Origin of the sequence: Candidatus Nitrosocosmicus agrestis, assembly GCF_008389435.1 — an archaeon.
GTDB classification, from domain to species: Archaea; Thermoproteota; Nitrososphaeria; order Nitrososphaerales; family Nitrososphaeraceae; genus Nitrosocosmicus; species Nitrosocosmicus agrestis.
Genome location: NZ_VUYS01000014.1, coordinates 65,935 through 92,125, shown reverse-complemented (window position 1 = coordinate 92,125; position 26,191 = coordinate 65,935). Strand labels below are relative to the sequence as shown.

General features: G+C 34.4%; 31 protein-coding genes and 1 tRNA gene. 13 read left to right on the top strand and 19 right to left on the bottom strand.

Annotated features, from left to right (window positions below; translation table 11 throughout):
- Nucleotides 1-2: 2 nt before the first annotated feature.
- Nucleotides 3-917, top strand: coding sequence for a branched-chain amino acid transaminase (locus F1Z66_RS10145; RefSeq protein WP_230207516.1), 915 nt, complete (start codon nucleotides 3-5; stop codon nucleotides 915-917).
- A 415-nt stretch (nucleotides 918-1,332) separates the two neighbouring features.
- Here the strand turns inward: F1Z66_RS10145 and F1Z66_RS10140 are convergent, their stop codons facing one another.
- From F1Z66_RS10140 to F1Z66_RS10130, 3 genes are all read right to left on the bottom strand, one after another.
- On the bottom strand, nucleotides 1,333-2,322 hold the full coding sequence (locus F1Z66_RS10140) for an alpha/beta hydrolase (protein WP_149863493.1): 990 nt from the start codon (nucleotides 2,320-2,322) through the stop codon (nucleotides 1,333-1,335).
- Between the two features lie 4 nt (nucleotides 2,323-2,326).
- Nucleotides 2,327-2,875: a hypothetical protein gene (locus F1Z66_RS10135; RefSeq protein ID WP_159357492.1), complete on the bottom strand. Its 549-nt coding sequence runs from the start codon at nucleotides 2,873-2,875 to the stop codon at nucleotides 2,327-2,329.
- 73 nt (nucleotides 2,876-2,948) lie between these two features.
- Entirely contained in the window at nucleotides 2,949-3,713 is a 765-nt protein-coding gene (locus tag F1Z66_RS10130) for a hypothetical protein (RefSeq protein WP_149863491.1), read from the bottom strand.
- A gap of 831 nt (nucleotides 3,714-4,544) precedes the next feature.
- Between F1Z66_RS10130 and F1Z66_RS10125 the strand changes: the two genes are divergently transcribed.
- Nucleotides 4,545-4,829, top strand: a complete 285-nt coding sequence (locus F1Z66_RS10125; RefSeq protein ID WP_149863490.1) for a hypothetical protein — start codon at nucleotides 4,545-4,547, stop codon at nucleotides 4,827-4,829.
- 29 nt (nucleotides 4,830-4,858) lie between these two features.
- Here the strand turns inward: F1Z66_RS10125 and mntR are convergent, their stop codons facing one another.
- The 5 genes from mntR to F1Z66_RS10100 form a co-directional block, all read right to left on the bottom strand.
- A complete protein-coding gene (mntR, locus tag F1Z66_RS10120; RefSeq protein WP_230207515.1) occupies nucleotides 4,859-5,443 on the bottom strand; it encodes a transcriptional regulator MntR in 585 nt (194 codons plus the stop codon).
- Nucleotides 5,444-6,000: 557 nt separating this feature from the next.
- Entirely contained in the window at nucleotides 6,001-7,437 is a 1,437-nt protein-coding gene (gene guaB, locus F1Z66_RS10115) for an IMP dehydrogenase (RefSeq protein WP_149863489.1), read from the bottom strand.
- A gap of 217 nt (nucleotides 7,438-7,654) precedes the next feature.
- On the bottom strand, nucleotides 7,655-8,734 hold the full coding sequence (locus F1Z66_RS10110) for a prohibitin family protein (RefSeq protein ID WP_149863488.1): 1,080 nt from the start codon (nucleotides 8,732-8,734) through the stop codon (nucleotides 7,655-7,657).
- A 59-nt stretch (nucleotides 8,735-8,793) separates the two neighbouring features.
- Nucleotides 8,794-8,985: a hypothetical protein gene (locus F1Z66_RS10105; protein WP_149863487.1), complete on the bottom strand. Its 192-nt coding sequence runs from the start codon at nucleotides 8,983-8,985 to the stop codon at nucleotides 8,794-8,796.
- Nucleotides 8,986-9,270: 285 nt separating this feature from the next.
- Nucleotides 9,271-10,284, bottom strand: a complete 1,014-nt coding sequence (locus F1Z66_RS10100; RefSeq protein WP_149863486.1) for an adenylosuccinate synthetase — start codon at nucleotides 10,282-10,284, stop codon at nucleotides 9,271-9,273.
- Nucleotides 10,285-10,376: 92 nt separating this feature from the next.
- Here F1Z66_RS10100 and F1Z66_RS10095 point away from each other — a divergent pair, with 92 nt between their 5' ends.
- Entirely contained in the window at nucleotides 10,377-10,841 is a 465-nt protein-coding gene (locus F1Z66_RS10095; protein WP_149863485.1) for a hypothetical protein, read from the top strand.
- A gap of 21 nt (nucleotides 10,842-10,862) precedes the next feature.
- Here the strand turns inward: F1Z66_RS10095 and F1Z66_RS10090 are convergent, their stop codons facing one another.
- Nucleotides 10,863-11,108 carry a Fe(2+)-trafficking protein gene (locus F1Z66_RS10090; RefSeq protein WP_149863484.1) on the bottom strand — a complete coding sequence of 82 codons (246 nt, stop codon included), beginning with the start codon at nucleotides 11,106-11,108 and terminating at the stop codon, nucleotides 10,863-10,865.
- 1,012 nt (nucleotides 11,109-12,120) lie between these two features.
- On the opposite strand from F1Z66_RS10090, the gene F1Z66_RS10085 reads away from it, so the two are divergent.
- Both F1Z66_RS10085 and F1Z66_RS10080 read left to right on the top strand, forming a co-directional pair.
- Nucleotides 12,121-12,531, top strand: a complete 411-nt coding sequence (locus tag F1Z66_RS10085; RefSeq protein ID WP_149863483.1) for a cupredoxin domain-containing protein — start codon at nucleotides 12,121-12,123, stop codon at nucleotides 12,529-12,531.
- A gap of 23 nt (nucleotides 12,532-12,554) precedes the next feature.
- The gene (locus F1Z66_RS10080; protein ID WP_149863482.1) at nucleotides 12,555-13,172 is read left to right on the top strand and encodes a hypothetical protein; all 618 of its coding nucleotides are present in this window, start codon (nucleotides 12,555-12,557) and stop codon (nucleotides 13,170-13,172) included.
- A gap of 26 nt (nucleotides 13,173-13,198) precedes the next feature.
- On the opposite strand, the gene F1Z66_RS10075 is transcribed toward F1Z66_RS10080, so the two are convergent.
- From F1Z66_RS10075 to F1Z66_RS10060, 5 genes are all read right to left on the bottom strand, one after another.
- Nucleotides 13,199-13,618: a bis(5'-nucleosyl)-tetraphosphatase gene (locus F1Z66_RS10075; protein WP_149863481.1), complete on the bottom strand. Its 420-nt coding sequence runs from the start codon at nucleotides 13,616-13,618 to the stop codon at nucleotides 13,199-13,201.
- A gap of 70 nt (nucleotides 13,619-13,688) precedes the next feature.
- Entirely contained in the window at nucleotides 13,689-13,835 is a 147-nt protein-coding gene (locus F1Z66_RS15525; RefSeq protein WP_154670539.1) for a hypothetical protein, read from the bottom strand.
- A 62-nt stretch (nucleotides 13,836-13,897) separates the two neighbouring features.
- Nucleotides 13,898-14,707, bottom strand: a complete 810-nt coding sequence (gene uppS, locus F1Z66_RS10070) for a polyprenyl diphosphate synthase (protein WP_149863480.1) — start codon at nucleotides 14,705-14,707, stop codon at nucleotides 13,898-13,900.
- A gap of 41 nt (nucleotides 14,708-14,748) precedes the next feature.
- A complete protein-coding gene (locus F1Z66_RS10065) occupies nucleotides 14,749-15,936 on the bottom strand; it encodes a DUF373 family protein (RefSeq protein WP_149863479.1) in 1,188 nt (395 codons plus the stop codon).
- Nucleotides 15,937-16,040: 104 nt separating this feature from the next.
- Nucleotides 16,041-16,463, bottom strand: coding sequence for a CoA-binding protein (locus tag F1Z66_RS10060; protein WP_149863478.1), 423 nt, complete (start codon nucleotides 16,461-16,463; stop codon nucleotides 16,041-16,043).
- A 114-nt stretch (nucleotides 16,464-16,577) separates the two neighbouring features.
- Here F1Z66_RS10060 and F1Z66_RS10055 point away from each other — a divergent pair, with 114 nt between their 5' ends.
- Together F1Z66_RS10055 and F1Z66_RS10050 are read left to right on the top strand one after the other, a co-directional pair.
- Entirely contained in the window at nucleotides 16,578-17,357 is a 780-nt protein-coding gene (locus F1Z66_RS10055) for a 6-hydroxymethylpterin diphosphokinase MptE-like protein (protein WP_149863477.1), read from the top strand.
- On the top strand, nucleotides 17,354-17,584 hold the full coding sequence (locus tag F1Z66_RS10050; protein ID WP_149863476.1) for a hypothetical protein: 231 nt from the start codon (nucleotides 17,354-17,356) through the stop codon (nucleotides 17,582-17,584). The genes F1Z66_RS10055 and F1Z66_RS10050 overlap by 4 nt, the downstream gene beginning before the upstream one ends.
- A 103-nt stretch (nucleotides 17,585-17,687) precedes the next feature.
- Here the strand turns inward: F1Z66_RS10050 and guaA are convergent, their stop codons facing one another.
- Nucleotides 17,688-19,223 carry a glutamine-hydrolyzing GMP synthase gene (gene guaA, locus F1Z66_RS10045; RefSeq protein WP_149863475.1) on the bottom strand — a complete coding sequence of 512 codons (1,536 nt, stop codon included), beginning with the start codon at nucleotides 19,221-19,223 and terminating at the stop codon, nucleotides 17,688-17,690.
- A gap of 6 nt (nucleotides 19,224-19,229) precedes the next feature.
- Nucleotides 19,230-19,886, bottom strand: a complete 657-nt coding sequence (locus F1Z66_RS10040; RefSeq protein ID WP_149863474.1) for a hypothetical protein — start codon at nucleotides 19,884-19,886, stop codon at nucleotides 19,230-19,232.
- Between the two features lie 354 nt (nucleotides 19,887-20,240).
- Here F1Z66_RS10040 and F1Z66_RS10035 point away from each other — a divergent pair, with 354 nt between their 5' ends.
- Nucleotides 20,241-20,957 (top strand): hypothetical protein, encoded by a 717-nt coding sequence (locus tag F1Z66_RS10035; RefSeq protein ID WP_149863473.1) that lies wholly within the window; start codon nucleotides 20,241-20,243, stop codon nucleotides 20,955-20,957.
- Between the two features lies 1 nt (nucleotide 20,958).
- Nucleotides 20,959-21,738: an orotidine 5'-phosphate decarboxylase / HUMPS family protein gene (locus F1Z66_RS10030; RefSeq protein WP_149863472.1), complete on the top strand. Its 780-nt coding sequence runs from the start codon at nucleotides 20,959-20,961 to the stop codon at nucleotides 21,736-21,738.
- A 50-nt stretch (nucleotides 21,739-21,788) separates the two neighbouring features.
- On the opposite strand, the gene F1Z66_RS10025 is transcribed toward F1Z66_RS10030, so the two are convergent.
- Nucleotides 21,789-22,121: a DUF424 family protein gene (locus F1Z66_RS10025; RefSeq protein ID WP_149863471.1), complete on the bottom strand. Its 333-nt coding sequence runs from the start codon at nucleotides 22,119-22,121 to the stop codon at nucleotides 21,789-21,791.
- Nucleotides 22,122-22,219: 98 nt separating this feature from the next.
- Here F1Z66_RS10025 and F1Z66_RS10020 point away from each other — a divergent pair, with 98 nt between their 5' ends.
- From F1Z66_RS10020 to F1Z66_RS10005, 4 genes are all read left to right on the top strand, one after another.
- Nucleotides 22,220-22,693 carry a hypothetical protein gene (locus F1Z66_RS10020; RefSeq protein ID WP_149863470.1) on the top strand — a complete coding sequence of 158 codons (474 nt, stop codon included), beginning with the start codon at nucleotides 22,220-22,222 and terminating at the stop codon, nucleotides 22,691-22,693.
- Between the two features lie 92 nt (nucleotides 22,694-22,785).
- A complete protein-coding gene (locus F1Z66_RS10015; protein ID WP_149863469.1) occupies nucleotides 22,786-23,898 on the top strand; it encodes a succinate--CoA ligase subunit beta in 1,113 nt (370 codons plus the stop codon).
- A 19-nt stretch (nucleotides 23,899-23,917) separates the two neighbouring features.
- Nucleotides 23,918-24,826, top strand: a complete 909-nt coding sequence (locus F1Z66_RS10010) for a succinate--CoA ligase subunit alpha (RefSeq protein ID WP_149863507.1) — start codon at nucleotides 23,918-23,920, stop codon at nucleotides 24,824-24,826.
- 299 nt (nucleotides 24,827-25,125) lie between these two features.
- Nucleotides 25,126-25,746 (top strand): DUF309 domain-containing protein, encoded by a 621-nt coding sequence (locus F1Z66_RS10005; protein WP_149863468.1) that lies wholly within the window; start codon nucleotides 25,126-25,128, stop codon nucleotides 25,744-25,746.
- 12 nt (nucleotides 25,747-25,758) lie between these two features.
- On the opposite strand, the gene F1Z66_RS10000 is transcribed toward F1Z66_RS10005, so the two are convergent.
- Nucleotides 25,759-25,842: transfer RNA gene (locus F1Z66_RS10000), tRNA-Cys, on the bottom strand.
- A 104-nt stretch (nucleotides 25,843-25,946) separates the two neighbouring features.
- Nucleotides 25,947-26,162: a histone family protein gene (locus F1Z66_RS09995; protein ID WP_149863467.1), complete on the bottom strand. Its 216-nt coding sequence runs from the start codon at nucleotides 26,160-26,162 to the stop codon at nucleotides 25,947-25,949.
- Nucleotides 26,163-26,191 lie beyond the last annotated feature (29 nt).

Sequence of the window (26,191 nt, the reverse complement as noted above, 5' to 3'; positions counted from 1 at the left end):
AAATGATTGAGAGTAATAAAATATGGTTAGACGGACAGATGCTTGACTATCAAGATGCAAGGATTCATGTCCTAACTCACGGATTACATTATGGCACTGGTGTATTTGAAGGAATTCGATCATACGCTACACCACGAGGGAATGCCTTATTTAGATTTGATGACCATATTAGACGATTATATAATAGTGGGAAAGCGTATTTTATGCATTATGAGTTTTCCCCAAATGAATTAAAACGAGCAACCGTAGAAGTAATTAAGGCCAATGAGCTAAATGAATGCTATGTTCGTATCATAGCATATTATGGTTATGGTAAATTGGGTGTAAATCCTTTACCAAATCGAGTATCAATTGCTATATCTGCATGGCAATGGACTGAACATATCAAGAAGCAAGATTTGGATCAGGGAGTCCATTTAATGGTATCTTCCTGGGAAAAGATTGGTATTAAAAGTATGCCTACACACGCAAAAGGAGTTGCTAACTATGCTAATTCTGCTTTGGCTCGGATGGAGGCCTTAAAGTCTGGCTTTGATGAATCTATTCTGTTGAATTCTAATGGTTATGTAGTAGAAGCAAGCGCTGAAAATATTTTCCTTGTCAAGAACGGGGTATTGTATACTCCACCAATATCAACCGGTGCGCTTGAGGGTATCACACGTGATTCTATAATAGAGATTGCCAAAAAAAACCGAATAGAAATTAGATTTGAAAATATTACTAGAGATGAGTTATATTACTTTGATGAAATATTTTTGACCGGTACAGCTTCAGAAATTGTTCCTGTTGGACATATTGATCATCGAAAGATAGGTGGGGGTTCAATAGGTCCTATCACTAAAAAGCTGAGGGAAGAATTTGATGATATTGTAAGAGGTAGGTCTGAACTTGTCGGTGATTGGCTGACTTTTCTCTAAAATAAATCATTGAATCTAAACCCATAAAACCGTGTCTATCAAATTACAGACAGAAATTTTTCACATTTTATAGCATCCACACTTACATTTTTTTAATTTAGAGCAAATAAGTTAATGAGGTTCTGATTCAGCGGTTTGAAGTGGTGTAATAAATTAAAGGTTCGATTAATCTACAATTACAAAAATTCCTAATTCAAAGTGCCAATTAACGCATAAAGCCACAGTATCTTGAATCGATACATATAATCGCATCTATATGTGTTATTAACTATAATTTGCATACAAAATCAAATTAACTTGTTTTCCTTTCATTAGATATATTAATGATTATGCTTGGTTGAATAATACTTTACTATGTAAAAGTACATGTCTATCTATTTTGCGAATTACCTATAAAAAAATTAATACCTAAAGACTACTTTAATACATTATAAATTTTTGGCAATGAAATACTAAAACGGTAATTTGTATTAAAGTGCCCTCCATGAAATACCAAATATTCATGTTTTATTCCCAGACTATGACATTTTTGACTAAAACTTTTGGTACCAATATTTAGGTTGAACTCATCATTTGCTCCGCAGTCTAGATATAAGTAACCAATTTTTTTAAGGTTTTCTGATAATTCGTCTAGCATATTAATGGGATCATTTTGTTTCCATCTTTCCCAGACATTGATTCTGAAATTACCTGATATAGTATCAAAAGGTAGATCTATGCTAAGATCATTTGAAGATAAGCTCGGAGAATAGTGAGCTGACATTGACAAAATATTAAGTGTAGCATAATCGTCTTTTGTGCGTTTTTCTTCTGCATTCCAAAATTCTTCGAGCCATTTTGATGGTTTATCATATTTACCTAAAGTTCTGATAGCTGCTGGAAAATCCGGAATGTAGCAATATTCAAAGCCAGAATCAAATGAATGGGCTGCCACAGCGTTAAATAAGTCTGGGTGCCTCATTCCCAGAACCAGTGCACCATAACCTCCTGATGATTTTCCCATGATGGCTTTTTTTGAAATGTTGAATTCTTTATCAATAAATGGAATGATTTCTTTAATGAGATAGTCTTCATAATTTCCAATTGCTGGGGAATTAATATACTGACTGCCACCTAGTCTATTAAAGCAATTTACAACTATTAAGATCATATTCCCACATTTTTGTCCTTCAGAGAGCATTTCCAGTCTTTCAATTATTGAATAGGAAAATGGATCATGCTTAAGTGATGAGTAATTGTCATTGCCAAATGCAGGTAATAAAATAACTGCGGGGTACTTTAAATTAGATTGTGGTTCATAGCCTGGAGGAATATAAACGATCAAATCTCTTACACTGGGATCACCTAGCGGGTTATCCTGTAAAATTTCACTCTTAAATGATAAATAGTCTATCTTGCCATTCAATTATTCATCCATAACCTGGATATCTTTCTTTTATCTTTCTTCTTATATTTTGAGATAATTTGTCTGATACCGTGTTCTCATACTTGCTTTTCCCTAATAGATTTTTATTAGTATAAAGAAAAGGTCCATACAAATAGTCTTTACCTTTTGTAGGGACAGTAGGTTCTAATGAGTTTAAAATGGAATTAAACTCGCTATTTAATATGTCTGAATTCTTTTTAGATATTTTATCTTGATCGTCTGATAGCTTCTTAAACATGTCCATAAACAATGGAGGATCAATCTTCCTATAGCCAAATGGGATCAATTTATCGTCTAGAGTTCTTTTGATTGGTTTTAAATCAATATCTAGTCGTGTACCAAGTATAATGGGGGAAGGTTTGTAAATGGAGTCTATTTTAAGCTGCCAAGCTTCGTTTGGACTGGATATCGTGGCGTCATAAAAGCCATCCTTCATTGAGTTGGTGGAAATAATGAAATTCCAGTCACGAGGGTTAGACGAATATCTTTTGAATATTTGTTTGGCCAGTAATTTTTCATCCAATATTTCCATAATAGAAATTGATTAATCACTGAATAATAGGTTTGCGATTATTCATTCATTGAATAATACCCGAAATTGCTTGTTATCCTGATTCAATAATTTTATCCAAGGACAAGAAGGGTGGTAACTTGCCTGTGGTTTTGTATTTAACTGAATTTCCTTTTTTGCCAACGTTAGTTATAAATCCAAGCTCTTTAAATATTACTAAGGCTATTTTTCCTCTCTGACGATTGTTGCCACAAGCTTTTCTCTCCTTATCCTGTAAATCTTGTAAAATGAATGCATTATTATTTCCATCCGCATCTTTAGCAAGAATCAAACATGCTCTCCACAATCTCGAAATTATGGATTGATTTTGCCTTAACGAGCCCAGATGCATAACTCGAGAATCTCTTTGGGTAATGATTTGCGCTGCAAATTCTAAATCGTCTGTTTTCTTTCGGTAAAAATTATAAATACTTTTTTTCCGTCTTGGACTCTCTTCCAAATTAAACCAAAAACTATATCCTTCTGGTTCTGAATAATATTGATGGATACTCTCGGAAAGACTGCGTCCGCTTTCGTGGTTACTACTTCTTTCAGTACCTAACTTCCAATTTCTATTATCGTTAAGAATTTTTTGGGCCTCGATTAATTTATCATAATTAACTACAAATTTCTTTTTTTTATTTGTTTCTAGACGTAATAGAATCCCACTATCAACCAAGCTGTTTAGTGCAATCTTTAGATTGTCTTCATAATTATGACCTGCCAGTTTTCTGATTTGATCTTCAAAGAGAACGTTATGTACACCTTCACCGATTAGATTGTAAATCAACCAACGTTTCCAAATTGTAATGGGTGTCATATTATTTTCTCTGATTATTACATCTTAATATTACAATCATTTAATCTTTAATATTGTACAATCAAACTGCATTTCTTATATTTATTTTTGGTTTATTTTTAGGTTTAGGTGATGATTTAAATTCGTAAAATAATCCAATAAATTTTTATTCAAAAAAATTTGAATTGATCTGTTAATTGTATATTCTTTTCCAACAAAATTATAATAAGAAAATCTGTTATTTTAAAAACCGCCGTAAGAAAAATTTTTGTTTCCATGAACCATAAACATACCTAAAAAAGCATGTTTAGACATTCAGATAATAATATTAAAACATCCACTAAATTTTTATAATTATCTAATATACACCACATCAAACATGTTAATACGGCCCCGAAAACTATCTACTTTATAATCGTTGAATGCCATCTATGCATCAGGGAAGCATCTACTATCATTATTTATTCACCCGTATCTATTATCATTTGAATATTGCTATACCAAATTATTATTTTTGACGATATTCATATACATTTATTAAAATTTCTTTATTACCTTACAAACAAAATCCTTTTTTTACACCTGTTGTCTCAAATCGACATGTTGGCTCTGTATGAAAGGATAGAAAAAATCTCAAAATGTTGAGCGTCGATAATATCGAACGATTCTCAATCTATGATTTGATTGCTATAGTCGTTATATTCTATCTAGTTATGGTCGCGAAGAAGTTTTCATTCTTTATTACCCCCTTAATCGTTGAATCTATTTTACTATAATAAGAATTAAGAGCAAAATAACAGCACTATCTGCTGAAATCCAATTATAAGTTTACTCCGTAGAATTTGCATACATATGAGTCGAACGATTATTCCAATTATCTTGGGCTGTTTTATGATATTTATAACACTCAGCATTAGCCCTGAAAGTTTTGGACTTTCAATCGTGCAGTCACCCACTATCTCCTCTAATTATCATGTTAGTTATAACTTCAACCAAACTGCCATCGACAGATGTGACTTTTTGAATCTTTGCAATAGCGCGAACATGGTTAACCTAAATGATGTTTCTCAATCATTTAACAAGGGTATAGTAGATATATCATATCTAAAAATCGACGTTGATCTGCCATTCCCATAGGGATGATACATTCTTTTAATTTACAATATTTATAGCTCTTTTAAAATGTCTGGATTCATTTTTTTCAATAATATAATCAGGTTTTCCAACTTCTCTATAGTCTGAGCATGCAAATGATGCTCAATTCCTTCAGCGTCTAAGTGTGCTACATCATCTTCTACTCCGATCATCTTTAAAAATTCTGCAAAAAGACTATGCTTTTCTCTGATGTTTTTTGCAATGTTAATTCCATCTATTGTTAACCTTAGACCTCTATATTTTTCATAAATTAGGTACTGATTTTCATCAAGTTTTTTTACCATTTTAGTAACACTTGGGGAACTCACATTCAAATACTTTGAAATGTCTGCAGTTGTAGCATAACCTTTTTGTTGAATCAACTCATAAATAACTTCCAGATAATCTTCCATTCTGTCAGTTCTAATCTCACCTTCTTTTTTTTCATTATGCGCGTTACGAATAAAATCCAGTCGACTTTCAGAAGACTCCCTCTTTTTTTTGGAATCATAATCGTCTATGGACAAATAGAATGGTTTAATCTGCGTATTAAATAATTCTTTCTTTGTATTTATTGATTTGTTACCCTGCAAAAACATATTGAAAATTTGTGTCATGTTTCGTCTAGGGATAGTTGATTGGAAATTTTCTTACTCAATTATGTTTCTTTCTTTCTTTCTTTCTTTCTTTCTTTCTTTCTTTCTGTATCGATTCACCTTGACCGGATAGCAAGGAACTGACTGAAATAGCGAGTATTGGCATTCAAGTTGATAATCTCTTACAAACCCGTAATCAAACTTTGCTGTTAAAATAATCTCTATGATCTCCTAGATTGTTAATAAACTGGTGCAATTATAATATTCATGTTAAAGATTGGGATCATATGTCTATAATTTCTAAAAAAGGAGGGAGGAAAGGGCATTAGAATAAGATACTCGCTTTGATTAATTGCTATGTTGCTAAGATGGACTAGAGTTTTTTTGCTCCCTTAAATCGAGGGTGAGTTAGAAAATTGATGCTATACATGCCGCCACGATTGTAAGAGGAAAAGCGGAAATAATGTAAGCATCCATCTCCTGGTTTTATATCGGATTAGATGCCCGTATCCATATAGATACTTAATTAAATAAAAATTGAAAATTGCTATCTGTATTTTTTACTAGTTCATTTAATTCTAAATTACATCTACATCGTGTGGATGGCTCTCTTTGTATCCAGCAAGTGTTATTTTAATAAACTCTGCATTTTCCTGCATTTCTGCAATTGTGTTTGCTCCACAATAACTTAAACCCGACCTTAAACCTCCGACCAACTGTCTAATGATGTCGATAACACTTCCCTTATAAGGTACCATGGCCTCAACTCCTTCGGGAACATAATCATTCAGGTCTTCATCTTCACTAGGAGATTCTGCATTTTCTCTGTATTTTCTACCCAGGGCAGCATAAAAAGATGCCATACCTCGATACATTTTGTACTTCTTACCATTCTTTACCAAAGTCTTACCTGGACTCTCATCAGTGCCTCCAAATAGACTGCCTACCATTACTGATGATGAACCCGCCGCTAATGCTTTTGTCAGGTCTCCTGACGTTCGGGTGCCACCGTCCGAAATTACTGGAATATCATATTTCTTTGCCATTTTTACACTATCTATAACTGCGGTTAACTGGGGAACACCAGACCCAGTCACTATTCTAGTTATACAAATAGAACCTGAACCTACACCAACTTTTACTGCATCTACTCCTGCCTTGATGAGGTCCTCAGTACCTTTTCCTGTCGCCACGTTTCCAGCTACAAGTTCGCATGTTGGAAATGCCTTCTTGATTAATTTAACTGTGTTTAATGCATTGTCGCTGTGACCATGTGCAATATCGACTACAATTATGTCAGCTCCATTGCTTAACAAAGCCTCTGTTCTTTCTAGATAATCTCCTTTAACTCCGACCGCAGCACCGACTAGCAATCGTCCTTTCTTATCCTTTGAGGCATTTGGAAACTCTTCCATTTTCAAAATGTCCTTACCCGTAATAAGACCATGAATCTCTCCTGCTTCGTTTATTACAGGTAATTTTTCGATCTTGTGCTTATGAAGTATTTCTTTTGCTTGCTCAATATTAGTACCAATTTTGGCAGAAACAACGTCTTTTGTCATCAAGTCAGACACTCTGGTATCGGGATTCCTTTCAAATACTGTATCTCTTCTTGTGAGTATCCCGCATAATTTGTTATTATGATCTTTAACTAGCAGACCAGAAATTCCGTTTGCAGCCATGATGCTGTTAGCCTCTTTAATCTTACTGTCTGGACTAATTGTATAAGGTTGTTCTATTACTACTGATTCACTTCTCTTGACTTTTAATACTTGTTCTACTTGCTCCTGTATGGTCATGAACCTGTGGATTATTCCTATTCCGCCTTCTCTAGCCAAGGCAATTGCCATCCTTGATTCTGTTACTGAATCCATATTCGCGCTAATGATAGGAATATTCAAATACACGTTTGATGACAACCTTGTCTTTAAGTTGGTTTGCGATCTGGAAACTATAGGAGATTTCTTAGGAACTAGCAGGACGTCATCAAAGGTGAGACCTTCTTTGAAGTACAATATTACCTTTATCCATATCGATTCATAGGATTATAAGCGTTTTCATTTCCTTTGATCAACCAATCTGCATACGAAAGTCTATTTATAAATTAAATTAAATACTCTTTTAATACAATTCTGTAAAAGACTCGAAAGTAACCTTATCTCAATGTCAGTTAATAATCTTAAAAAAAGGATGGAATGTACTATATTCCTTTCAATTGGATTTTGACTTTTGCTAAGATGTTGTGGGAAGAGGAGGGGCCTGACCTGACGGAAGTGTTGAGCTGTTTGAAGGAGGAGTATTCGTCGTCCTTGCTGGCGATTCTGAATTTGAAGTTGAACCACCTAGAGGGATTTCTATGAATGGGATAGCTCCCAAGTTATTTGCTCCGGCACCACCACTGCTACCTGTGACTAGTGGTAATTTGCCATCCCATCTTTGTGCTTGTAGCCAATTAAGATATTCGGTGCTGTTTCTGAGCTGTGTGTCTATTATCTTGATAGCTTCGGATTCACCTTGAGCCTTTAATATGTTGGCTTGACGCTGACCCTCAGCAGATGCGATATTAGCTTTCTGGTCACCCAAAGCTTTGGCTTCAGTCTGTTGTGCTTCAATTTGTATTCTACGAAGTTCATTTTGAGCCTGAAGTGCGCGTTGCTCGGCTTGAACCTTGGCCTCTACAGCCTGAACGAACTGGTCAGAAAATTGGAAATCGGTAATAGATATCGTATCCATAATTATGTTATATGGGGTTAACCTTGCTTCAATTTGTTCTTCGATCTCTGATTTGACTTGATCTCTTTTTGTGATCAGCTCCTCTGCATTGTAACGAGCAGTGACCTGCTTTACTGATTCCTGAATTGTGGGAACTATAACCCTGTTAGAATAATCCAGTCCAATTTCCTTGTACAGAATTGGAACCGTATCAGGATTTATACGATAATTCAAAGCAACTTCCGTCGCAACATTCTGAAGGTCTTTTGAAGCAGATGTTGTACTTTCAACTATTTTTTGGGTTCTTACTTCCATAGGTACAATCGAATCTCTAAAAGGTAACACAAAATGAAGACCTTCACTCAATGAAACGGATGTATCAACTGCCCCAAACTTTAGCAAAACACCTCGATTACCGGCCTCTACAATCTTGAGACTTGAAGTCAAAACTACAAAAATAATAATAACGGCAATTATTGCAGGAATAGCTATCTTCAGTGGGCTTGAGAAACCAAAACCTCCACCACCTCCAACATCTTCTAGGGGTTCACCGTCTGGAGTGATCCTTCTATTTCGCTTGGATTTAAAAAAATCTACCATGTTTAATTTGAATTACACATATACGTGATTTAAATATTTATAAAATTGCAGTTGAGACATTATAAATTTCCATAACGATCAGTAAAATCTTTAGAAAAATCGGCCACTTGGTGTAGTTGATATTCCTGATCAATGTTATTCTCCTTAAACCACACGATATTTCCATCCAAGTCTACAATAATTCTTTTTGACCTTTCCAAAAATTTTAGTATTGCATTTATTTTAGATAAAGAGAGTTTAGGTGCTAGCAAGCTTCTTAGGTCCCTTAACTTTGGATATGGTTTTACATCCTTGATTGTATTTACAAAAAAATCTACTTCGTCTTCTGTAAATTCATTTAAAGCTTCAAGCCTCCTCTTCTTGTTTTTAGATTTCTTTTTAATATTTTGATTTAAAAAATTATAGTAATTAAACGTTCTTAATTGATAAACATATCAAAGGAGAGTAGAATGAGCTCTTAAATTTTTTTAGTAAATCCAGTCTGAGTTTGATCTTCTAATTTTATAGCATAGTACTTTCCACCTTGAAAAAAATTATTATTTTGTTGAATTTCTTCTGTCTATGGTATCCATGATTTCTGCTCCAGTTCCAATTAGAGTTACAGGAAGTCCTGTCTCTGACTCAATCTTGTTTACAAAGTCTTTGGCCTCAGCAGGCAAATCTGAAAAATTTTTTAGTCCTTTGCATTTAGGAAAAACCACGTCTAGTTTGGTCAAGGCTATTTGACTGGCGCTATTAACTTGAATTGCCTTTCTTGCTAAATCAAAATCAAATGGTGCTGCCCTCCTTTGTCTACCTGTTACACTTCCAAATTCAAGCCAATTTTTTGCTTTAACTTCGTCTTCACTCATTTCAAAACTGAGGGGACCTTCTCCTACTCTGGTAACATAAGATTTGAAAACTACCAGTACTTCATCTATCTTTTTTGGACCTACTCCAACGTCTGAGCATATTGCAGACGCAGTAACGTCTTTAGAGGTTACGTAAGGATATGTACCATGAAATAGCGATAAGAAGGTACCTTGTGTTCCTTCGATCAAAACGTTTTCACCATTATCAATAGAATGGTTAATAGAGTTACTTACGTCTTCGAGATAAAGTGCGATTTCTGGAACATCCTTGGCAAGTTTAAGTTTTCTAAGGGCTCTTTCGGCATTGGCTGGTCCTGTACCACTACCGGTAGTACCTATAGTTTTTTTAAGATACTGGTTGTTCTTATCATCTTCCTGATGTTCTTTATCTATGATACCACACTGAAAATCAATAAAAGTTCTATCTGTGGATTTGAAGGTTTCTATCTCCTTTAGCAAGACGACAGGGTCAACAAGCACTCCTGCACCTATAAGAAGTCTTGACCCACTGTTTAAAACAGCACTAGGTAGCATTCTGACTTTGAATTCTTTTCCGTTTTGAACAAAGGTGTGTCCGGCATTTGGTCCAGCACCGCCTCTGGCAGCTAAATCAATGTTATCTTTTATTGAAAGGTAGGCTACTATCTTGCCCTTCCCCTCATCTCCATAAAACCCCCCAACAGTTACTAAGCATGGCATGGTATTTAGTGAACAGAGTATGATTATTTAATTCTAATACCTCATATGAAAATCTGGAAAGACAAAAATAAAGATGGTTCGTTCACTTTCTCGTGAAGTCTAACAACGAATCTTCGCAATTTGTAGAAAGCATACTAAATATATTATCAAAACTTCCCTTTGGACTAAGAACTTCAATAATGAAAAACAGAATGGATGAGTTCTTGTCATTTGATGATGAAGAAAAAAATGAAATAGTTTTAAATATCATTATGAATTATCCAAAAATTGATGAAACATCCTTAAATAATTTGATTGATTCGTGGTTGTCAAATTTAGTTGCAATGCCAAATGGTAAGATTAATGAACTCTTGTACCGTTACCTTTTGATGCTTTCTATCAATCCTGCTGTCATGGAAAATTTTAACAAGGATATTATCAACAAACTGTCAAGTAAATTAGAAGGTATGTCTGATGATAATCAAACAAAGTTGAAAAACTGTGTGTTTGAAATGATTCTTAATACTCCCGCTCCAGATGATCTTCTAGCACTGATTCCTAAAGACTTGATGAGGTAAGATCAAATAGTTTTGGTTTCGCTATTTGTTTTCAGGGTTTTTCTCGATTTCTCCCATGGTTTTGTCAAAAAACCCTCTCTCATACTTTCTTAATGCTTTTCTATGTTCAGGTAGTGACATATCAAGTCTCATTTCATTCATTACCATAACTGCATAAGTTGTCCATTCCTTCCAACATTCTGGACATGATGGATATTTTTGTGAATTTTCATCTTCAACCTCTTCCTCATTATATGATTTATTACACCTTAGGCAAGTTTTCGACATTGAATATGTAAACACATAGGAAAGATGCTTATTATATATTGTTTTTTTTAATAGGTGATCGTTCTCTAGTTTAAATAATCGATAATTGCTTGTTAGGGGCGTTCTTACCGTCTTATGATATCAGAATATCTACGTTGAATTAATCTGAATTTTCAGATATTAAAACGAAAACTTGAAGTCACTCGATGACATTTGCTTCTTGGGTTTAAGTTATACCAAGCAACTGTTCCTCTTTAGTTTTCACATGTTGAATTACCAGGGATAATATTATTGTCGATAAATTTGATCACTATTTCAAAGCTCCTTGATTATAATGCAAAGTCTGATTTGTTGATTTAACTTGTTTAGTACAGTATCCTATATTGACAATTTTCAAGAAACAGAAAACAAGGTGTGAATTGAGCAGATTCAAATAAATACTCAGTTAGTCAACTGAAAATTTTTCCTATAGAATTCTAAGGTTAAATATTCAATGACCTTAAATAACGTCTCTTAAATCAAAATGTCGTTACTATACATTAAAAGAAATTGAAGCGGATATATGAATTCGAATCTAAAAACTATCAATAAACAGACACTGATAAAGGTAATTATCACTTGTATCAGAGATACTATATATCGTTATTAGGCATTTATTTTCACCACGAAAAGGTAATTTGCATTTGATACGTCTATTTTTTTATTGTTTTTGATTTAACAGATTTTAATTCAGTGGATTTTTGCATACCCTACTGGTTCATAAAATGTTCCAAAAAATCTTTTCAATCTTCTAAACTTTCTAGACTTTTTCGTCTTATGGTCAGTTAAAAGTGCATAAATTAGTTTTTTTATTTTCGTTTATTGAGATAATATTAAACCTTTCATAAGAATATAATCTATTTAAACTGAACTTTCCAAATGATGTGATGAGATAATTTTGTATAAATTAGTTATCGGTGTTATTTACTGTCAATTATTTGGTTATAGCATTATAATTTTTATTAGAGTATTATTTAAACAAAGATTGATAAAAATGGTAAATAAACCAATTTATCTTGCAGCAAGTTTACTTGCGATCCTTGGCGTTATAGCCATAGGAGCAAGCGCAGACAATAGTGTTTTCGCTCAATCAGATGATGAAGTTCATGTAACAATTGTGGCAGGTGCATCAACCTTGACAGATACGGCCTACAGTCCAAATCCAATTAATGTAAAAGTTGGTCAAACAGTCGAATGGACAAATGAGGATTCTGCCTTTCATACTGTAACTTCTGGAACCGTAGGAGCCGCTGACGCAGGCAAAGAATTTGACTCGGGTTTAGCAGGTCCAACAGCTTTAACAAGTAAAGGGAAAGAATTTGAGCACAAATTTGATGCAGCAGGCGAATTCCCATACCACTGTACATTACACCCAGCAATGGTTGGTACAGTAGTAGTACAATAACATAATCTCACCACTTTTTTTGTTTGACATTTTTTGGCTATCATCCTCTAAAATTATTATCTCAATTAGATTCTAACCCTCAATCGGTAGATTTACAAATACTAAAAAGCAATAAATTTCAAGAAGTATATTCAAACCTAGGTATTCCATCAAAAAGTACGACAACACCCGATGATATGTCATACTACAAGATTTTATTAGCGCTATCAGCTGTGGAAAGAGGATCCAATTTTATGGATGTTTGTAAACTTATTTGTTGGAAAGATTTTGAAATCTTCTCTTCTGAAATTTTGAAATTCCATGACTTTGAGGTACTTTTAAACTACCGCCTAAGAAATCCTACCAGACAAATAGATGTTATAGGCACAAAGTCAGGATTGGCTTTGATAATGGATTGTAAACATTGGCGGAAAAATTCCTATTCGGCTATCAGAGAGGCTGTTAAAAAACAGAAAGAAAGAGGTTTGTTGTTAAGCAATAAAAAATCATTAAATGGGGTTTCCAAAGTATTGCCAGTCGTAGTGACATTTGTTCCACTTGCCTACAAACAGGTTGATATGGTTCCAATCATACCTATACAATTATTAAATTCCTTTCTATTGGAATTTGAATTCCACATTGAAGAGTATTTTACAATTTAAATGGGTTTTATCTACTTAAAATTTTTTCATGTATTGGACAGAAACTCATTAGCCATGCGTAATACCTTTCTACTGTTTTCGAATGAAAGCTTTTCTAGTGCTTTTTCAAAGTTAAACCATCCAAAATTAGTGTGTTCGTCAGACAAGATAACTTCCCGTGTAGATGTCTTTGCAAGATAATAAATAACGGCTTTGTTTACAAGTTTGGATTTTTTCCTATATTTGTATGTGATTTGTTGCCTAAATCCGTCTAAAATTTGAAGGTCTTTAATCCCTGTTTCTTCGGAAACTTCTCGAAAAACTGTTTCTATCTCAGTTTCACCTTTTTCAATATTTCCTTTTGGGAAATCCCAATGACCATAACTATAATTTAATATTAAAAATTCCTTCGGCGAGTTGTGATCATTTAAAATAAGGACAGCTCCAGCCGAAACTTCATCATACATTGACTTGAATAAATTTATCAATTATAAAAATTTGTTTGTGCTCGTTAGAGATTTAGAAATTTGCCTACTGCTAGGTCTCACCTTTTTCTATGGATGTTTCTTCCGAGTCTTCTGATTGAAAAGAATATTTGTGAATTTCTTCCCATTCTAGCGGACTCATCCAATAACCACAAAAAACCTTTTTCTTTTCTTTATCATAGTCGCCATGTTCGGGCATATTTTTATGTTATCTTGATTGTCGATATTTATACATACAAACATGCATACATTCTTGGACATTCATTTGCCATATCTTCGAGCTCTATTCTGATATGTTCTGATGGCTCTCATCAAATCAATTTTCCTAAACTCTGGCCAAAAAATATCTACAAAAATCAGTTCGCTATAAGCACTTTGCCATAACAAGAATCCGCTCAACCGTTTTTCACCTGAAGTTCTAAGGATGAGGTCAGGTTCGGCTTGGGGCAAATGAGCAGTATATAGATTAGCTTCAATCACCTTTTCGTCTATATCATTGATTTCTAGTTCATTATTCTTTACTGATGTTGCGATTTTCTTTATTGCAGTAATTAACTCCTTCTGACCGCCGTATGCAATTGCAATGTTCAAATACATGTTATTATATGACTTTGTAATACCTTCTAACTTGGACAATATCTCCTGTAACCTCTTGGGGAGTATATCGAAATCTCCGATCGACTTTATACGGATTTGCTTCTTATGTATCCTTTGATCATTATAAAGACTGGAAAGCTTGTTTTCTAGTAATGTGTAAATATTCTCAATCTCTATTTTATCTCTTCCCAGGTTTTCATTAGACAAAACGTAAACGGTGGTAATTTTGATACCTAGATCGTAAATCCAATTCAATAGGTCCTCAGCTATGTCAGCACCCATCTGATGACCTATGACTTTGTCAAGATCTTTGGTCTTTGACCATCTCCTATTACCGTCGAGTATAATCCCTATGTGCTGAGGAAATGGAAACTCTTTTATCTCTTTAATTAAGCGTTTTTCGTAAATAGTATATATCACGTTTTTCCTCAACGTGGAATACAATATCTTTAATATGGTATCAGTTATAGACATTCGTAACTACTACGATGTAACTAGAAGATGAGTTGGATTTGCTATTGATCATCGTGTTTTAATACTTCTCCTCCCTTTCGATTTCTAAAATATTGGAACAAGAATGTAGCTGCTATTAGTGTTACTGCCAAGCCTATCAGTAAAGAAGAAATAAGATTAAAGGGATTTCCCCTCTCAGTAATAAGCGAGGTTAATTGAAGCATTGGGATATAAAAAAGTGCCAAAACAACCAATCTCAATATATCGTAGATTATCTTTATACTTCCTTTAAACCAGTTACTAAGCAATACACCGGCAAAAATGGTCGCAACTCCAATCCAAAGAAGAGTGATAGTTCCGTTAGCGAAATTACTTAATACTTCCTTATTGGTAATTATTGAAGAGATACCCTCGTTTGATTCTATCATTTCCTGAGGTATATGCGAGATTCCATTTAGTATGGATGCAATGATTATCATAGTACCGGCAAAATAAGAAAATACCCTAATAAACGCTGAAGGACTAGGCTTTGATAGTGTAGCAATGGATTTATCGATATCAAATGCTCTTAAAATGAAAGCAGCTCCAAGAATGCTAATTCCCAAAGCAAACGCTTCTCTTGAAAAACCAAAAATAATTGATAGACCACTTGTTACCAATAATGCCCCAGGTAGACCCAAAAAAAACTTTGAATATCTAGGATCATAGAAAAGGATTTTTATATATCTAGCTAGAATGGCGTATGAATATTCAACACTTCGGCTTTGCCTTACAATAACTCTCTGAATGGATATGATGGGAATACGTCCTTGAATCAATGGTATAGCTGTTTCATCATCTTCACCATCTGAAATGACTACTGCACCATCCGCAGAGTATAATTGAAGAACTTTGTCTATTTCTTGAGTGATTTTTAAATCCCCTTCGATACCTCTATTGTATTTGCCCGCAACCAAAGCAATTTCGACGTCATAACCTTTCATCTTAAATTCTTCATAAGATTTTACAGCTCCGAAAATCGCATTACAATCAGAATCCTCTGGATCCTCTATTGCTAACTTTATTCCAGCATTTACACACGATTCCTTACCTATGATTGGTGTTTCAATGCCCGCTTTAATACCAATATCGTCGTCTCTATCTATACAAATGACTATTACTTTGGAGTATTCCTGAAAAGGACCTGAGTTGTCATACTTGTATTTATTTCTTAAACCTGTATTGTTTTCAAGTTGGCCCCATTTAGGCATAACTACTACAACTCATACAATGGTACACTATTTAATTAAGTTACTCAAACTTTTAACCAAGGATTTTCGGTTCGAATATGTTTGATTTGACTCATGCAAAATTACTAAAATAGCCGAGAGTGCTCTTCTAACATACACCTATTAAATATGACAATCACTCCATTCTGTTCCATTATTTCCTTAGCCTCTTTGTTGATTATTCCTAGTTGCATCCAAAATACTTTTAAACCTTTTTTTAGTATTGCATCTTTTGCGACCGGCAAAACATCATCTGATTTTCTAAATACATCTACAATGTCGATGTGAAATGGGATTGATGAAACAGTAGGGTATGATTTTAGCCCAAGTATAGTATCATAATTCGGATTGACAGGTACAACATTATAACCATTCTTAATCAAATATTTTGGAACATAATTGGCCGGCTTTCCTTCAGTGGCTGACATACCAACAACGGCAATATTTTTAAGATCATAAATCGCTCTTAGTTGGACATCAGTATGATTATCAATGTCTTGCAATCCCATGTATTTAATTCGAGAGGCTGATAGTTATCTATTTCTAAATTATCTGAATTTATTATTTTGATGCCTGCATCGCAAAATTAAGATATATTACTCATTTGTTTATAATATTATTATTTGCGATTCAATGACTGGTATCCTCATTATCTGGTAATAGCACACTCCTTGGGATTAAAAGCACGGGATGATTTTGTATGTACTTTGATTTTGTCAGAATTATTGAGCCGTTCCTGTTTGGACCCCAAATGTCTTGTTAGGTTATCGGGCAAAAAGGTTCTAATCATTGGAGCCGGACCAAGTATTGAAGAGTATCCTATTCAAGAATTTATAAAGGATTGTGTCAAAGGATCCGGGCCAAATCCAAATAAAAAAACCGTAGTTATTGTTGCAGATGGAGCTTCTGAATTATGCCTAAGCCTGGATATAATCCCTGATTTTGTCACCTCTGATCTTGATGGAGATCTTAATTCCTTGTTCATTGCTGAAGAAAAAGGATCTACAGTTATAGTGCATGGTCATGGCGATAACATTGATAAAATCAAAACTCATGTATCTGATTTTTCAAGAGTAATAGGTACCACACAAACTTTTCCTCTATATAATATACATAATTTCGGAGGATTCACGGATGGAGATAGGGGTATTTTTTTGGCCCAACATTTTAATGCAAAGCAGATTATCCTCGTGGGGATGGATTTTGACTCAAAAATTGGTCATTATTCTAAAAAGAATATCCTGAATGCGGAACAAAAGAAACGTAAGTTAAAGGTTGCAAAGTACCTTGTTCAACTGCTTTGTAATAACAATAACAATAATAATTCTTCACAATTCTTAAACATCGCAAGTTCTAAATATGGTTCGTCCATTAGTGGAAATATCAAGAATAAGTTAATATGAATTCTAAGAATGTTTTGGCGTATATCGGAATTGCACTTGCTTTAATTGGCGGATACTTGTGGATGATTAACTATATTTCCATCGCCTTGATTCTTTGGGGTATAACTTTTCTTATAATCTTTCGATTAAAAAAACTAAACAAAAATAAGTTCAAAAATGTAGGTGTAAAACAAAGAAACAAACATAGACCTAACGAAAATAAGGAAAAAGACTCACAAGACCTTTAATCCCTTAGCATACCATTAAGCTAAGTAATTTGGATATATTTTAGCACCAACATTTCTTAATTCATGGGCAATAACAAGAGTACTTTGCACGTCACAAACAGATCTAAAGAGGCTCGATCGTTGCCGGCGGTTTGCTTGAAATGGTGTAAGTAACCCAAGTAACGTTATTAATTTCATTTGTAATACGTGAGCTAATTTTTTCTAAGACATGATATGGGAGTCGTACCCAATCAGCAGTCATGGCGTCGACTGACTCTACCACTCTTAAATAAACTACATGACCGACGATTCGTTCATCCCCCAAAATTCCGACAGCCTTGTCGTCTCCAACTATTGCAAAAGCTTGCCAAACCTTGTTATAAAGATTTTCTTCCAGTAAAATCTCCTCAACTATAGCACTTGCTTTTCTGACGATAGAAATTTTCTCGGCAGTAATTTCACCGAGAATTCTCACTGCTAAACCAGGACCGGGAAAAGGATGTCTCTTGAGTATATGATCGGGAACATTTAATATTTTAGCTATACTGCGAACTTCATCCTTGTATAATAACCTCAAAGGTTCTAATACTTTTAAATTAAGCCAATCAGGTAATCCGCCTACATTATGGTGAGTTTTTATGATTGTGGCTGGTCCCCCTGATACGCCGCTTTCAATAACATCTGGATACAAAGTACCTTGAGCAAGCCATTGAAATGGACCATTAGATTCTGCAAACTCTGTAAATACTCTAGCAAAAACTTCGCCAACCTTCTTTCGTTTAATCTCTGGATCTGTGATTTTTTCTAAAGCATTCAAGAACTTGTCGCTAGCATCTATTACATTTAAAGGTATTTTCAATTCTTCTTCAAACATCTTAATTACCGACTCCCTTTCATTTGCTCTCAATAATCCATTGTCCACAAATACACAAGTTAAGTTGGATTTGATAGCTCTATGAATTAAAATTGCACAGGTGGTTGAATCAATACCGCCACTAACAGCACATAATACCTTCTCGTTGTGGACAAGATCCTTGATGTTAGTTATTATATCTTGGGTCAAATCGGTGATATTCCATTCTTGCTTGGCTCTGCTAATTACATTCGCAAAATTGAAAAGTACTTTATTTCCTTGTTCTGTATGGGCAACTTCGGGGTGAAACTGAAGCCCAAATATATTATTATTTTTATTTCCTATTGCTGCCGAGAATGAACTGGATGTTTTACCTAGTACTTCAAACCCTTCTGGAAGGACCTCTGCAGCATCACTATGACTCATCCAGCATTTTAAACTGTCTGCTTGGATATTTTTAAACAAATTTTGCTTGCTGGTAATGTTAAGTAATGCATTTCCATATTCTCTGTTTTCGACTCTTTTTATCTTGCCCTTGAAATGATCTACTATTAACTGGTGACCATAACATATACCGAGAATGGGAATCCCTAATTCGAAAATTTTATTATCGGGTTTGGGGGAATCCTTTGAATATACACTTGCTGGCCCACCAGAAAAAATAATACCCTTAGGATTTAGTTCTCTAATTTTATCAACATTAATATCAAATGGAACTAATTCGCAAAATATGTTGAACTCCCTCAGTCTTCTACATATCAAATGACTGTATTGCGAACCAAAATCTAGTACAATTATCTTGTCCATTTGTCGTCACTTTTCGCTTTTCTCTAACATTCTTGTAATTACCCAAGCTGCAGTATTAAAAATTTCATTTATTCTCTCTTTTTCTTTAAAACGACTGATTCGTATATTTTTGATTCTTCCGGGGTATTGTTCATCGGTAATGACTTCAAAATCCATGACATCTGGCTCTGAAATTATTCCTTGTTTAACTTTTTCAAGATCCTTGTTTTTCATCCCCTGTAAAATCCTGTTCAGGAAAAACGACTTAAATGGAGGAGTTTCGATGCTAATATTGATGCTTCCTTCTGGGATGATGTCGATATAATCTTGAAATATGTGGAAGCTGGCTACCATTAAGTTGTCTTTTGGTCTTTTGATTGATCTAACTTCACGTTCGTTATCGATTGATTCGTCTTTCAGGTCCTGCGTGTCACTGGGATTACTAGATTTTGACACAAGAGTATTTGAAGGTCTTTGCTGCAATTTAAGATCCTGTTTGTTATTTGATTTTGTAACATTATAATTTGATGCAGCCCTAAAACTTCCTTGTTTTAATAATGAATCAACCAAGTTAAGTGTAATCTGCAGCTTTTCAATTTCATCTTGTTTCTCAAGAATTTGTTTGGTTAACCATTCCCTAATCTCTGCTGCATTTCTTATATCATCATCAGAGTAATCTGGCATGACATAGATTGTTTTTTTCGATATTAAATGTTATTTGATGGAATGCTGCAAGTTATAATTTAAATTTTTAATCCCTTTTTTAATCAAACTCTATTTTATGCCATTTATTGTTTGATTAGATATTATAAAATTTTAAGGATCAGTTGATTTTGAGTTGATGCAAAACTGAACCGTTTGACATTCATAAATCAATCAATATAACTGTCTTTTTTTTAAATGAATATGATTTCCTGAAGTTGCAATTGCCATAATTTTAATTTTATGTCATATTGCTATTTATTTTGTGTTTCTTTATTTCACCTGTATAAAAATTATATATGGAGCGTTTTACCAATGTCATGAGTAAACTACAAGTTGTTGAAATCTCCCATTTACATCAGGTTAAAAACCATTAATGATTTATCGAGACTAGTTTGTTCACTCGAAAGAGTTCCTATCCCTATCTTTACTTATAGTTTTAAGAATAAAGCCATTTTGGCTTCTCCAATGGACTCTGTCAGTGGAAGATCAATAATATACTACGTCGAAATCTCCGATATTTGTAAGCACGAATTTCTGTCGTACAAAATTAACAAAAACGTAGAGGAGGTAACATTGGTCAACGACATGAGAGATACGTCGGCAAATTATTCTCCTATAATTAAGATCGCATCTCCACCCGAACAATTTATCAAACCTTCAAGAATAGGAACAGCCTTGAGATACACTGGTATGGGTTTACAAGATTTATTAAGTCTCTCAAAATTGGTGGCATATAGGACCATTTATGAGGAAAATACCATACCCTTGTTCTTATTCCCTCTATCTTCAAAGAATTCAACATCGGAAGTAAAAAAAGAAAAGATGCACTTTGGTACTTATTTACTTGGAACCGCCTTAAATATGCTAGATTCAACAGATGTAAATTATTTCTACTATGTAAACCTAGACAAACCAATAACTAATTACTATCTCAAATTTAACATGCAAAAATCAATTGAGCCAACGTTTTCAAACCATCCAGACGAGCATGGGTTTGTTTATCTCAAAATAATCCAAATGGCTGAACCTCACCCTCTGGTGGAAGCCTAACATGAGTTCACCAAATTCCTTCCAACACAAAATTAACGAGGTAAGATTGTCTAAGAAAACAAATATAGTTCTAGCACTAGACCCCAAATTTCAAACACCAGATCTTTTAGAATATTTGAATCGACATATATCCGAATTAAGCCGATATTTATGTGGTATTAAATTAAATTTCCACGTTATTTTACCCTTATCTGAATCTGAACTGAAGGAGATAGTGAGAATTGCGCACGATAATCAAGTACCAGTGATTGCCGATTTAAAAATAAATGATATTTATGATACCAATGCGGTAATTGTTCAAAGACTCGCAGATATCGGATTTGACTGTGCTATCGTAAATCCTTTCATTGGTCGAGCTAGCTTGATATCGCTTGTAAAGTTTGCTCATTCCATTAATTTTGGTATAATATCCTTGGTATATATGAGTCATCCTGATGCAGTAGAAGGCTATGGGGCATCTATCTTGTCAACAAAATCGACAAATGAAGTGGGAAAATTGCGTAAAGTTTACAGAGTTTTTTACGAAAATTCCTTGGAAGCCCAAGTTGATGGTATTGTTGTGGGTGGTAACCGGATTGACATTTTAAGGGAGTTATCTTCTGAGGGAAAACCTAAAATTCCCATTTATTCTCCCGGGTTAATTACTCAAGGGGGTAATATTGATTTAGCTCTTGAGGCAGGCACAACATATTTGATCATCGGCCGTGCAATAATCGACTCCCAAAATCCTCTTTCAGTGCTAAAAGAAATTCTGAATTCTGTATCTTGCATGATGCAATAGCTAATTTTATAAATAGATGTATTCGAAGATCAAGAAAATAGATAAAGATGCTAATAATTTCCCACAAAATTAAAAATCATTAAAAAAGGTATATTGTCAAACACCTTTACGCTGTTACTTTTGGCAAGTTTTAATGTAATTGCCAAATTTACGATATTTTCACCTACTAAATTCATTATGGAAGAAGATTTTAGTAGTTTTTTGGCCTCATTTTCACTGATTGCCTCATCGAGAAAGAATTCCTTGGAGATGTTAATCTCAAAATCGCTCTTGTTTATTATTCTCCCAACTAAATTCATATCGCAAATGTTGAGCATCGTAGCTCCTTGAAACATAGTTTTTCTCAGGGCGAATGTCTTGTTCTCCTTATCTTTGGTTTCCAATCCTGCATACAACCTTTATCCATAAATCACATGTCAAATGGATATTAATTTTATGACCAACAAATAAAATAATATTAACCCACAAATAACAAAATTCAATGAAATTTACTCGGGGTAGTGCAGGAAGTGGTGACAAAAATAATTCAAGCAAGAAGAATACTGTTAACAAAAAAGGAGTTATTTTAACATCGATACTTGTGGCCGGCATAATTGCGGCTAGCTTCATTGTCTGGTTACTGCCTGGTGGAAATACTGGTAGTCCTATAACTAGTAACATGACAGTCACTTTTTTGGATCCAAACATGACTCTTGCCTCTGTAAAGAGTCAATTTGGTGTATTGAAGGACGAAGTTCAGAACCAAGTTAATGCTCAGAGAATGAATCAAACTCAAAATACTTCCTCTTTCGATTCTTTTGTGACTGCCTCGATTAATCAAAACGAAGAACTTATGAAGACTTTGTTGAATGGAAATCCTGATCAAGGGTTGCTTCCAGAATATTTAACTCTAATGAGCGAAATGAAGAACTATTCGGTTTTTCTGGATAATATGAAGACCAATATTTCTGGTTGACTTATCATTGGCATTTTTGACAGATTCCACTCGAATCGTTTCTTTAAATTAAAAAGAATTATTTATCTGTAGTATTTTTAAGCTTTTTAAAGATGCGACTTCTCGAATATCAAGGAAAAGAGCTATTTAGTCAGGTTGGGATTAATATTCCTGAATCAATATTAGCCCAAAACATTGATAGTGCAAAAATGGCTGCAGAAAAGTTGGGATTTCCTTTTGTCTTAAAATCGCAGCTTACCGTAGGTGGACGTGGTAAAGCTGGAGCCATTCAAAAATGCAAGGATTATTCCGAATTAGAATCAAAATTTGACGAATTAGTACATAAAGAAGTGAAAGGCGAACTGCCGAGAGGAATTTTATTAGAAAAAATGGTCGAAATTGTAAAGGAAATATATCTTTCAGTGTTTCTAAATAGAAGTAAACGTTGCTATTCTATAATTGCCTCTTCTGAAGGAGGCGTTGATATAGAGCAAACTGAAAACAAGGTAATTTTGAATGTTTCAATAGATGGTATTACAGGAGAACAGTCAAACGAAGTTGCAGTAAAGTTAGATATCCCTCCGGAACTTAGGACAAAATTTGTAGATTTGTTGAATAGTCTTTTTAGAGTAATTATTGAGAAGGAAGCAGAATTAGCCGAAATTAATCCACTCGCCATCGTTTCAAACGGTTCATTTGTAGCATTAGATGCTAAAGTAATAATTGATGATAACGCACTTTTTAGACATACTGATCTGCAGAAATATTTGTTCCTTACAGACTTGGAGAAACAGGCCTCAGATAATGGTTTTTCCTTCGTTGAATTGGATGGAGATATTGCTATAATTGGAAATGGAGCTGGATTGGTGATGTCAACTTTGGATATGGTTACTGATGCAAATGGGACTGCCGGATCATTTTTGGATTTTGGGGGTAGAGCGACTAGCGAGACTATTTATGAAGCTTTGAAAGTCATTAGTAGAATACCCAAAATCAAAGCTATATTGGTAAATTTGTTTGGAGGAATTGTGAGGACTGATTTAGTCGCGCAGGGAATACTTGATGCATATAAAAATAATATTCTAAAGGTACCTGTGTATGCCCGAATATCTGGAGCAGAGTCAGAAAGAGCGAAAGAGCTTTTGAAAGGTAGTGATGCTAAGCTTTTTGATACCGTCGAGGAAGCAATAAATGCTGTGGTATTAAAGGTAACTAGTAATATTTAGGTGTATGAAATTGAATAATATTTACAATATTTTTAGTATTCTTGTTGGCAACAACTCTGATGTTGATTATGAGAAAAAGCCTGTTATAATTCAAGGTATTACTGGAAGTTTTGGGTCTAAACATGCTAATTTGATGAAGTCATACGGAACCAATATCGCAGCTGGAGTTACGCCTGGGAAGGGAGGATCCAAATTCGAAGATGTTCCAATATACAATACTATGAAAGAGGCCGTCGAGGCTACAGGCTCTGTAATTTCTGGTGTGTTTGTGCCAGCACCATTCTTTTACAAGGCCGCTAAAGAAGCCCTTGATAGTGGGATCAAGCTCTTGGTGGCAATTCCTGAACATGTTCCCATCATTGACTCTATTAAAATATTTCAGTATGCCGAGGAGAAAGGTGCTAGAATGATCGGACCAAATACCCCTGGTGTAATTGTACCTGGAATAATGAAAGTCGGGATTATGCCAGCACAGCCATTTACAAAGGGTCAAACAATAGTGTTTTCAAGAAGTGGAACACTGATGTATGAGGTATCTCACCATCTTTCAAATTCTGGTCTTGGTCAGCGTCTTGCACTGGGCATAGGTGGAGACCCTATTAACGGCACTAATCTTATCGATTCTTTCAACCTTATTCAAAATCGAGATGACGTTGACTCCGTAGTAGTTGTGGGCGAAATAGGTGGTGACGCTGAAGAAATGTTAGCAGATCACATAATAAAAACTGGATTCACAAAACCTGTTGTTGCATACATTGCTGGAAGGGCAGCACCGAAGGAAAAACGGATGGGTCATGCGGGGGCAATAGTTTATGGGACATATGGATCGGCTGATTCAAAAATCACAAATTATGCTCGTGCTGATGTGCCTGTTGCAAAGAGCCCGCGAGAGGTTCCCTTATTATTAAAGACCAAACTAAGGAAATAGAAAGATATCTCAGTGAAATTTTTCTTTTTATTTATCTTGGATATTTAATGAGGTTTGAAGTTTGGACTTGGAAAAGCGGTTTTGTGCTCAATGCATGATACGAACACTTCACGAACCTTTGGAAGATAAGGATCTGATTTACACATACAAGAGAAAGAGACTTTTTAAATGTCAAAATTGTGGATATACTTCAAAAAAAATGGGATTAAGACCTTCTTCTGAATCTGTATATTAGCGAATAAAATGTCGTCCAATATTGATCTCTTATAGTATAAAGTACATCAGTTAGCATTAAGAAATTGACTTCAAATTCTCGCTCGCTCAAATATCGTTATCTTGTCTACTTGTCAAACAAGACCAACTATGTTGGTAAAGATCACAAGATTCTTCTTCAAGAAATTCGATCCTCACTACAAAATTCTTCCATGTATGACATTAGAGATTTACGTATATCTAGTTATTTTATCGAACTCGATGTTGCTTCTGATGAACTAGTTTCCTCTAAAGGTCAAAATTGGAATTATTTACTACCCATTAGCAAATTTGGTTATTTTTTGAAAATTGAACAGATTTCGGATCATGAGGATAAGATTAGGATAGAATTCTCAATTTCTACGGCAATCTTTCTCTTTAATATGGAAAGGTTCTGGAAGTCTCACGAAGTTTTGGAACAAGTTTGGAAAGAATCTACTGGACTTACAAAATCTATTCTAAATGGAATTATTCTTGTTGATGCAGCTTTTGTACATCTTCAAAAGGGTGAATCTGAAATATATTTTTCAATACTTCATCGCTCAATCGACAAATTCGTCAATGCACCAGATTTTTTTTATGGTATAAACTTAGAGGACTTTGTAAAACAGATACGTGTAATACTATCTACAAAAAAAGAGACATACTTTAAGATCAAGGTGAATTGAAATCTAATAAAGAGGTGGGGAAGGGATTCGAACCCTTATATATTCGCTAACTGCCCTGGTCTGCAGGCGAACGCATGGCCGCTCTGCCACCCCACCATAGGATTTGTTTAATCAATTGGTGAAAACTTATATTTCTTTGTAAAAGGGGGTTACTAATTTTTCTTGACCTTTATTTTATTGGTCAAATTAATATTACACCATTACTTTATGAAATTCTTAGAAGCCAATATAATGTCTTCTGGTTTAATGGTCTTTCTATGCGCGTGAAAAGCAAGTTCGACTGCCTGTCTTGATATGTTTTCACCCAATAGTTCTAATATTTTTCGTAACTCATCAGCAGCACTATCACTTACCCTTTCTGCTCCAAATTTTTTTATTATTCTGTGGGTAGAGGCAAGTGCTATTTCTGAACCCATATTAACACTCAATTTTACCAATTCTTGAT

Excerpts from the sequence above, each read along its gene's own strand:
- F1Z66_RS10060 (WP_149863478.1), bottom strand. The coding sequence starts at position 16,463 with ATGGGATTGCAAGACATTGATAATCATACTGATGTCCAACTAAGAGCG.
- F1Z66_RS10145 (WP_230207516.1), top strand. The coding sequence starts at position 3 with ATGATTGAGAGTAATAAAATATGGTTAGACGGACAGATGCTTGACTAT.
- F1Z66_RS10075 (WP_149863481.1), bottom strand. The coding sequence starts at position 13,618 with ATGTATGATGAAGTTTCGGCTGGAGCTGTCCTTATTTTAAATGATCAC.
- F1Z66_RS15525 (WP_154670539.1), bottom strand. The coding sequence starts at position 13,835 with ATGCCCGAACATGGCGACTATGATAAAGAAAAGAAAAAGGTTTTTTGT.
- uppS (WP_149863480.1), bottom strand. The coding sequence starts at position 14,707 with ATGTCTATAACTGATACCATATTAAAGATATTGTATTCCACGTTGAGG.
- F1Z66_RS10015 (WP_149863469.1), top strand. The coding sequence starts at position 22,786 with ATGCGACTTCTCGAATATCAAGGAAAAGAGCTATTTAGTCAGGTTGGG.
- guaA (WP_149863475.1), bottom strand. The coding sequence starts at position 19,223 with ATGGACAAGATAATTGTACTAGATTTTGGTTCGCAATACAGTCATTTG.
- F1Z66_RS10050 (WP_149863476.1), top strand. The coding sequence starts at position 17,354 with ATGAATTCTAAGAATGTTTTGGCGTATATCGGAATTGCACTTGCTTTA.
- F1Z66_RS10040 (WP_149863474.1), bottom strand. The coding sequence starts at position 19,886 with ATGCCAGATTACTCTGATGATGATATAAGAAATGCAGCAGAGATTAGG.
- F1Z66_RS10135 (WP_159357492.1), bottom strand. The coding sequence starts at position 2,875 with ATGGAAATATTGGATGAAAAATTACTGGCCAAACAAATATTCAAAAGA.
- F1Z66_RS09995 (WP_149863467.1), bottom strand. The coding sequence starts at position 26,162 with ATGGGTTCAGAAATAGCACTTGCCTCTACCCACAGAATAATAAAAAAA.
- F1Z66_RS10125 (WP_149863490.1), top strand. The coding sequence starts at position 4,545 with ATGAGTCGAACGATTATTCCAATTATCTTGGGCTGTTTTATGATATTT.
- F1Z66_RS10100 (WP_149863486.1), bottom strand. The coding sequence starts at position 10,284 with ATGCCATGCTTAGTAACTGTTGGGGGGTTTTATGGAGATGAGGGGAAG.
- F1Z66_RS10130 (WP_149863491.1), bottom strand. The coding sequence starts at position 3,713 with ATGACACCCATTACAATTTGGAAACGTTGGTTGATTTACAATCTAATC.
- F1Z66_RS10085 (WP_149863483.1), top strand. The coding sequence starts at position 12,121 with ATGGTAAATAAACCAATTTATCTTGCAGCAAGTTTACTTGCGATCCTT.
- F1Z66_RS10110 (WP_149863488.1), bottom strand. The coding sequence starts at position 8,734 with ATGGTAGATTTTTTTAAATCCAAGCGAAATAGAAGGATCACTCCAGAC.
- F1Z66_RS10030 (WP_149863472.1), top strand. The coding sequence starts at position 20,959 with ATGAGTTCACCAAATTCCTTCCAACACAAAATTAACGAGGTAAGATTG.
- F1Z66_RS10065 (WP_149863479.1), bottom strand. The coding sequence starts at position 15,936 with ATGCCTAAATGGGGCCAACTTGAAAACAATACAGGTTTAAGAAATAAA.
- mntR (WP_230207515.1), bottom strand. The coding sequence starts at position 5,443 with ATGACACAAATTTTCAATATGTTTTTGCAGGGTAACAAATCAATAAAT.
- F1Z66_RS10090 (WP_149863484.1), bottom strand. The coding sequence starts at position 11,108 with ATGTCGAAAACTTGCCTAAGGTGTAATAAATCATATAATGAGGAAGAG.
- F1Z66_RS10020 (WP_149863470.1), top strand. The coding sequence starts at position 22,220 with ATGAAATTTACTCGGGGTAGTGCAGGAAGTGGTGACAAAAATAATTCA.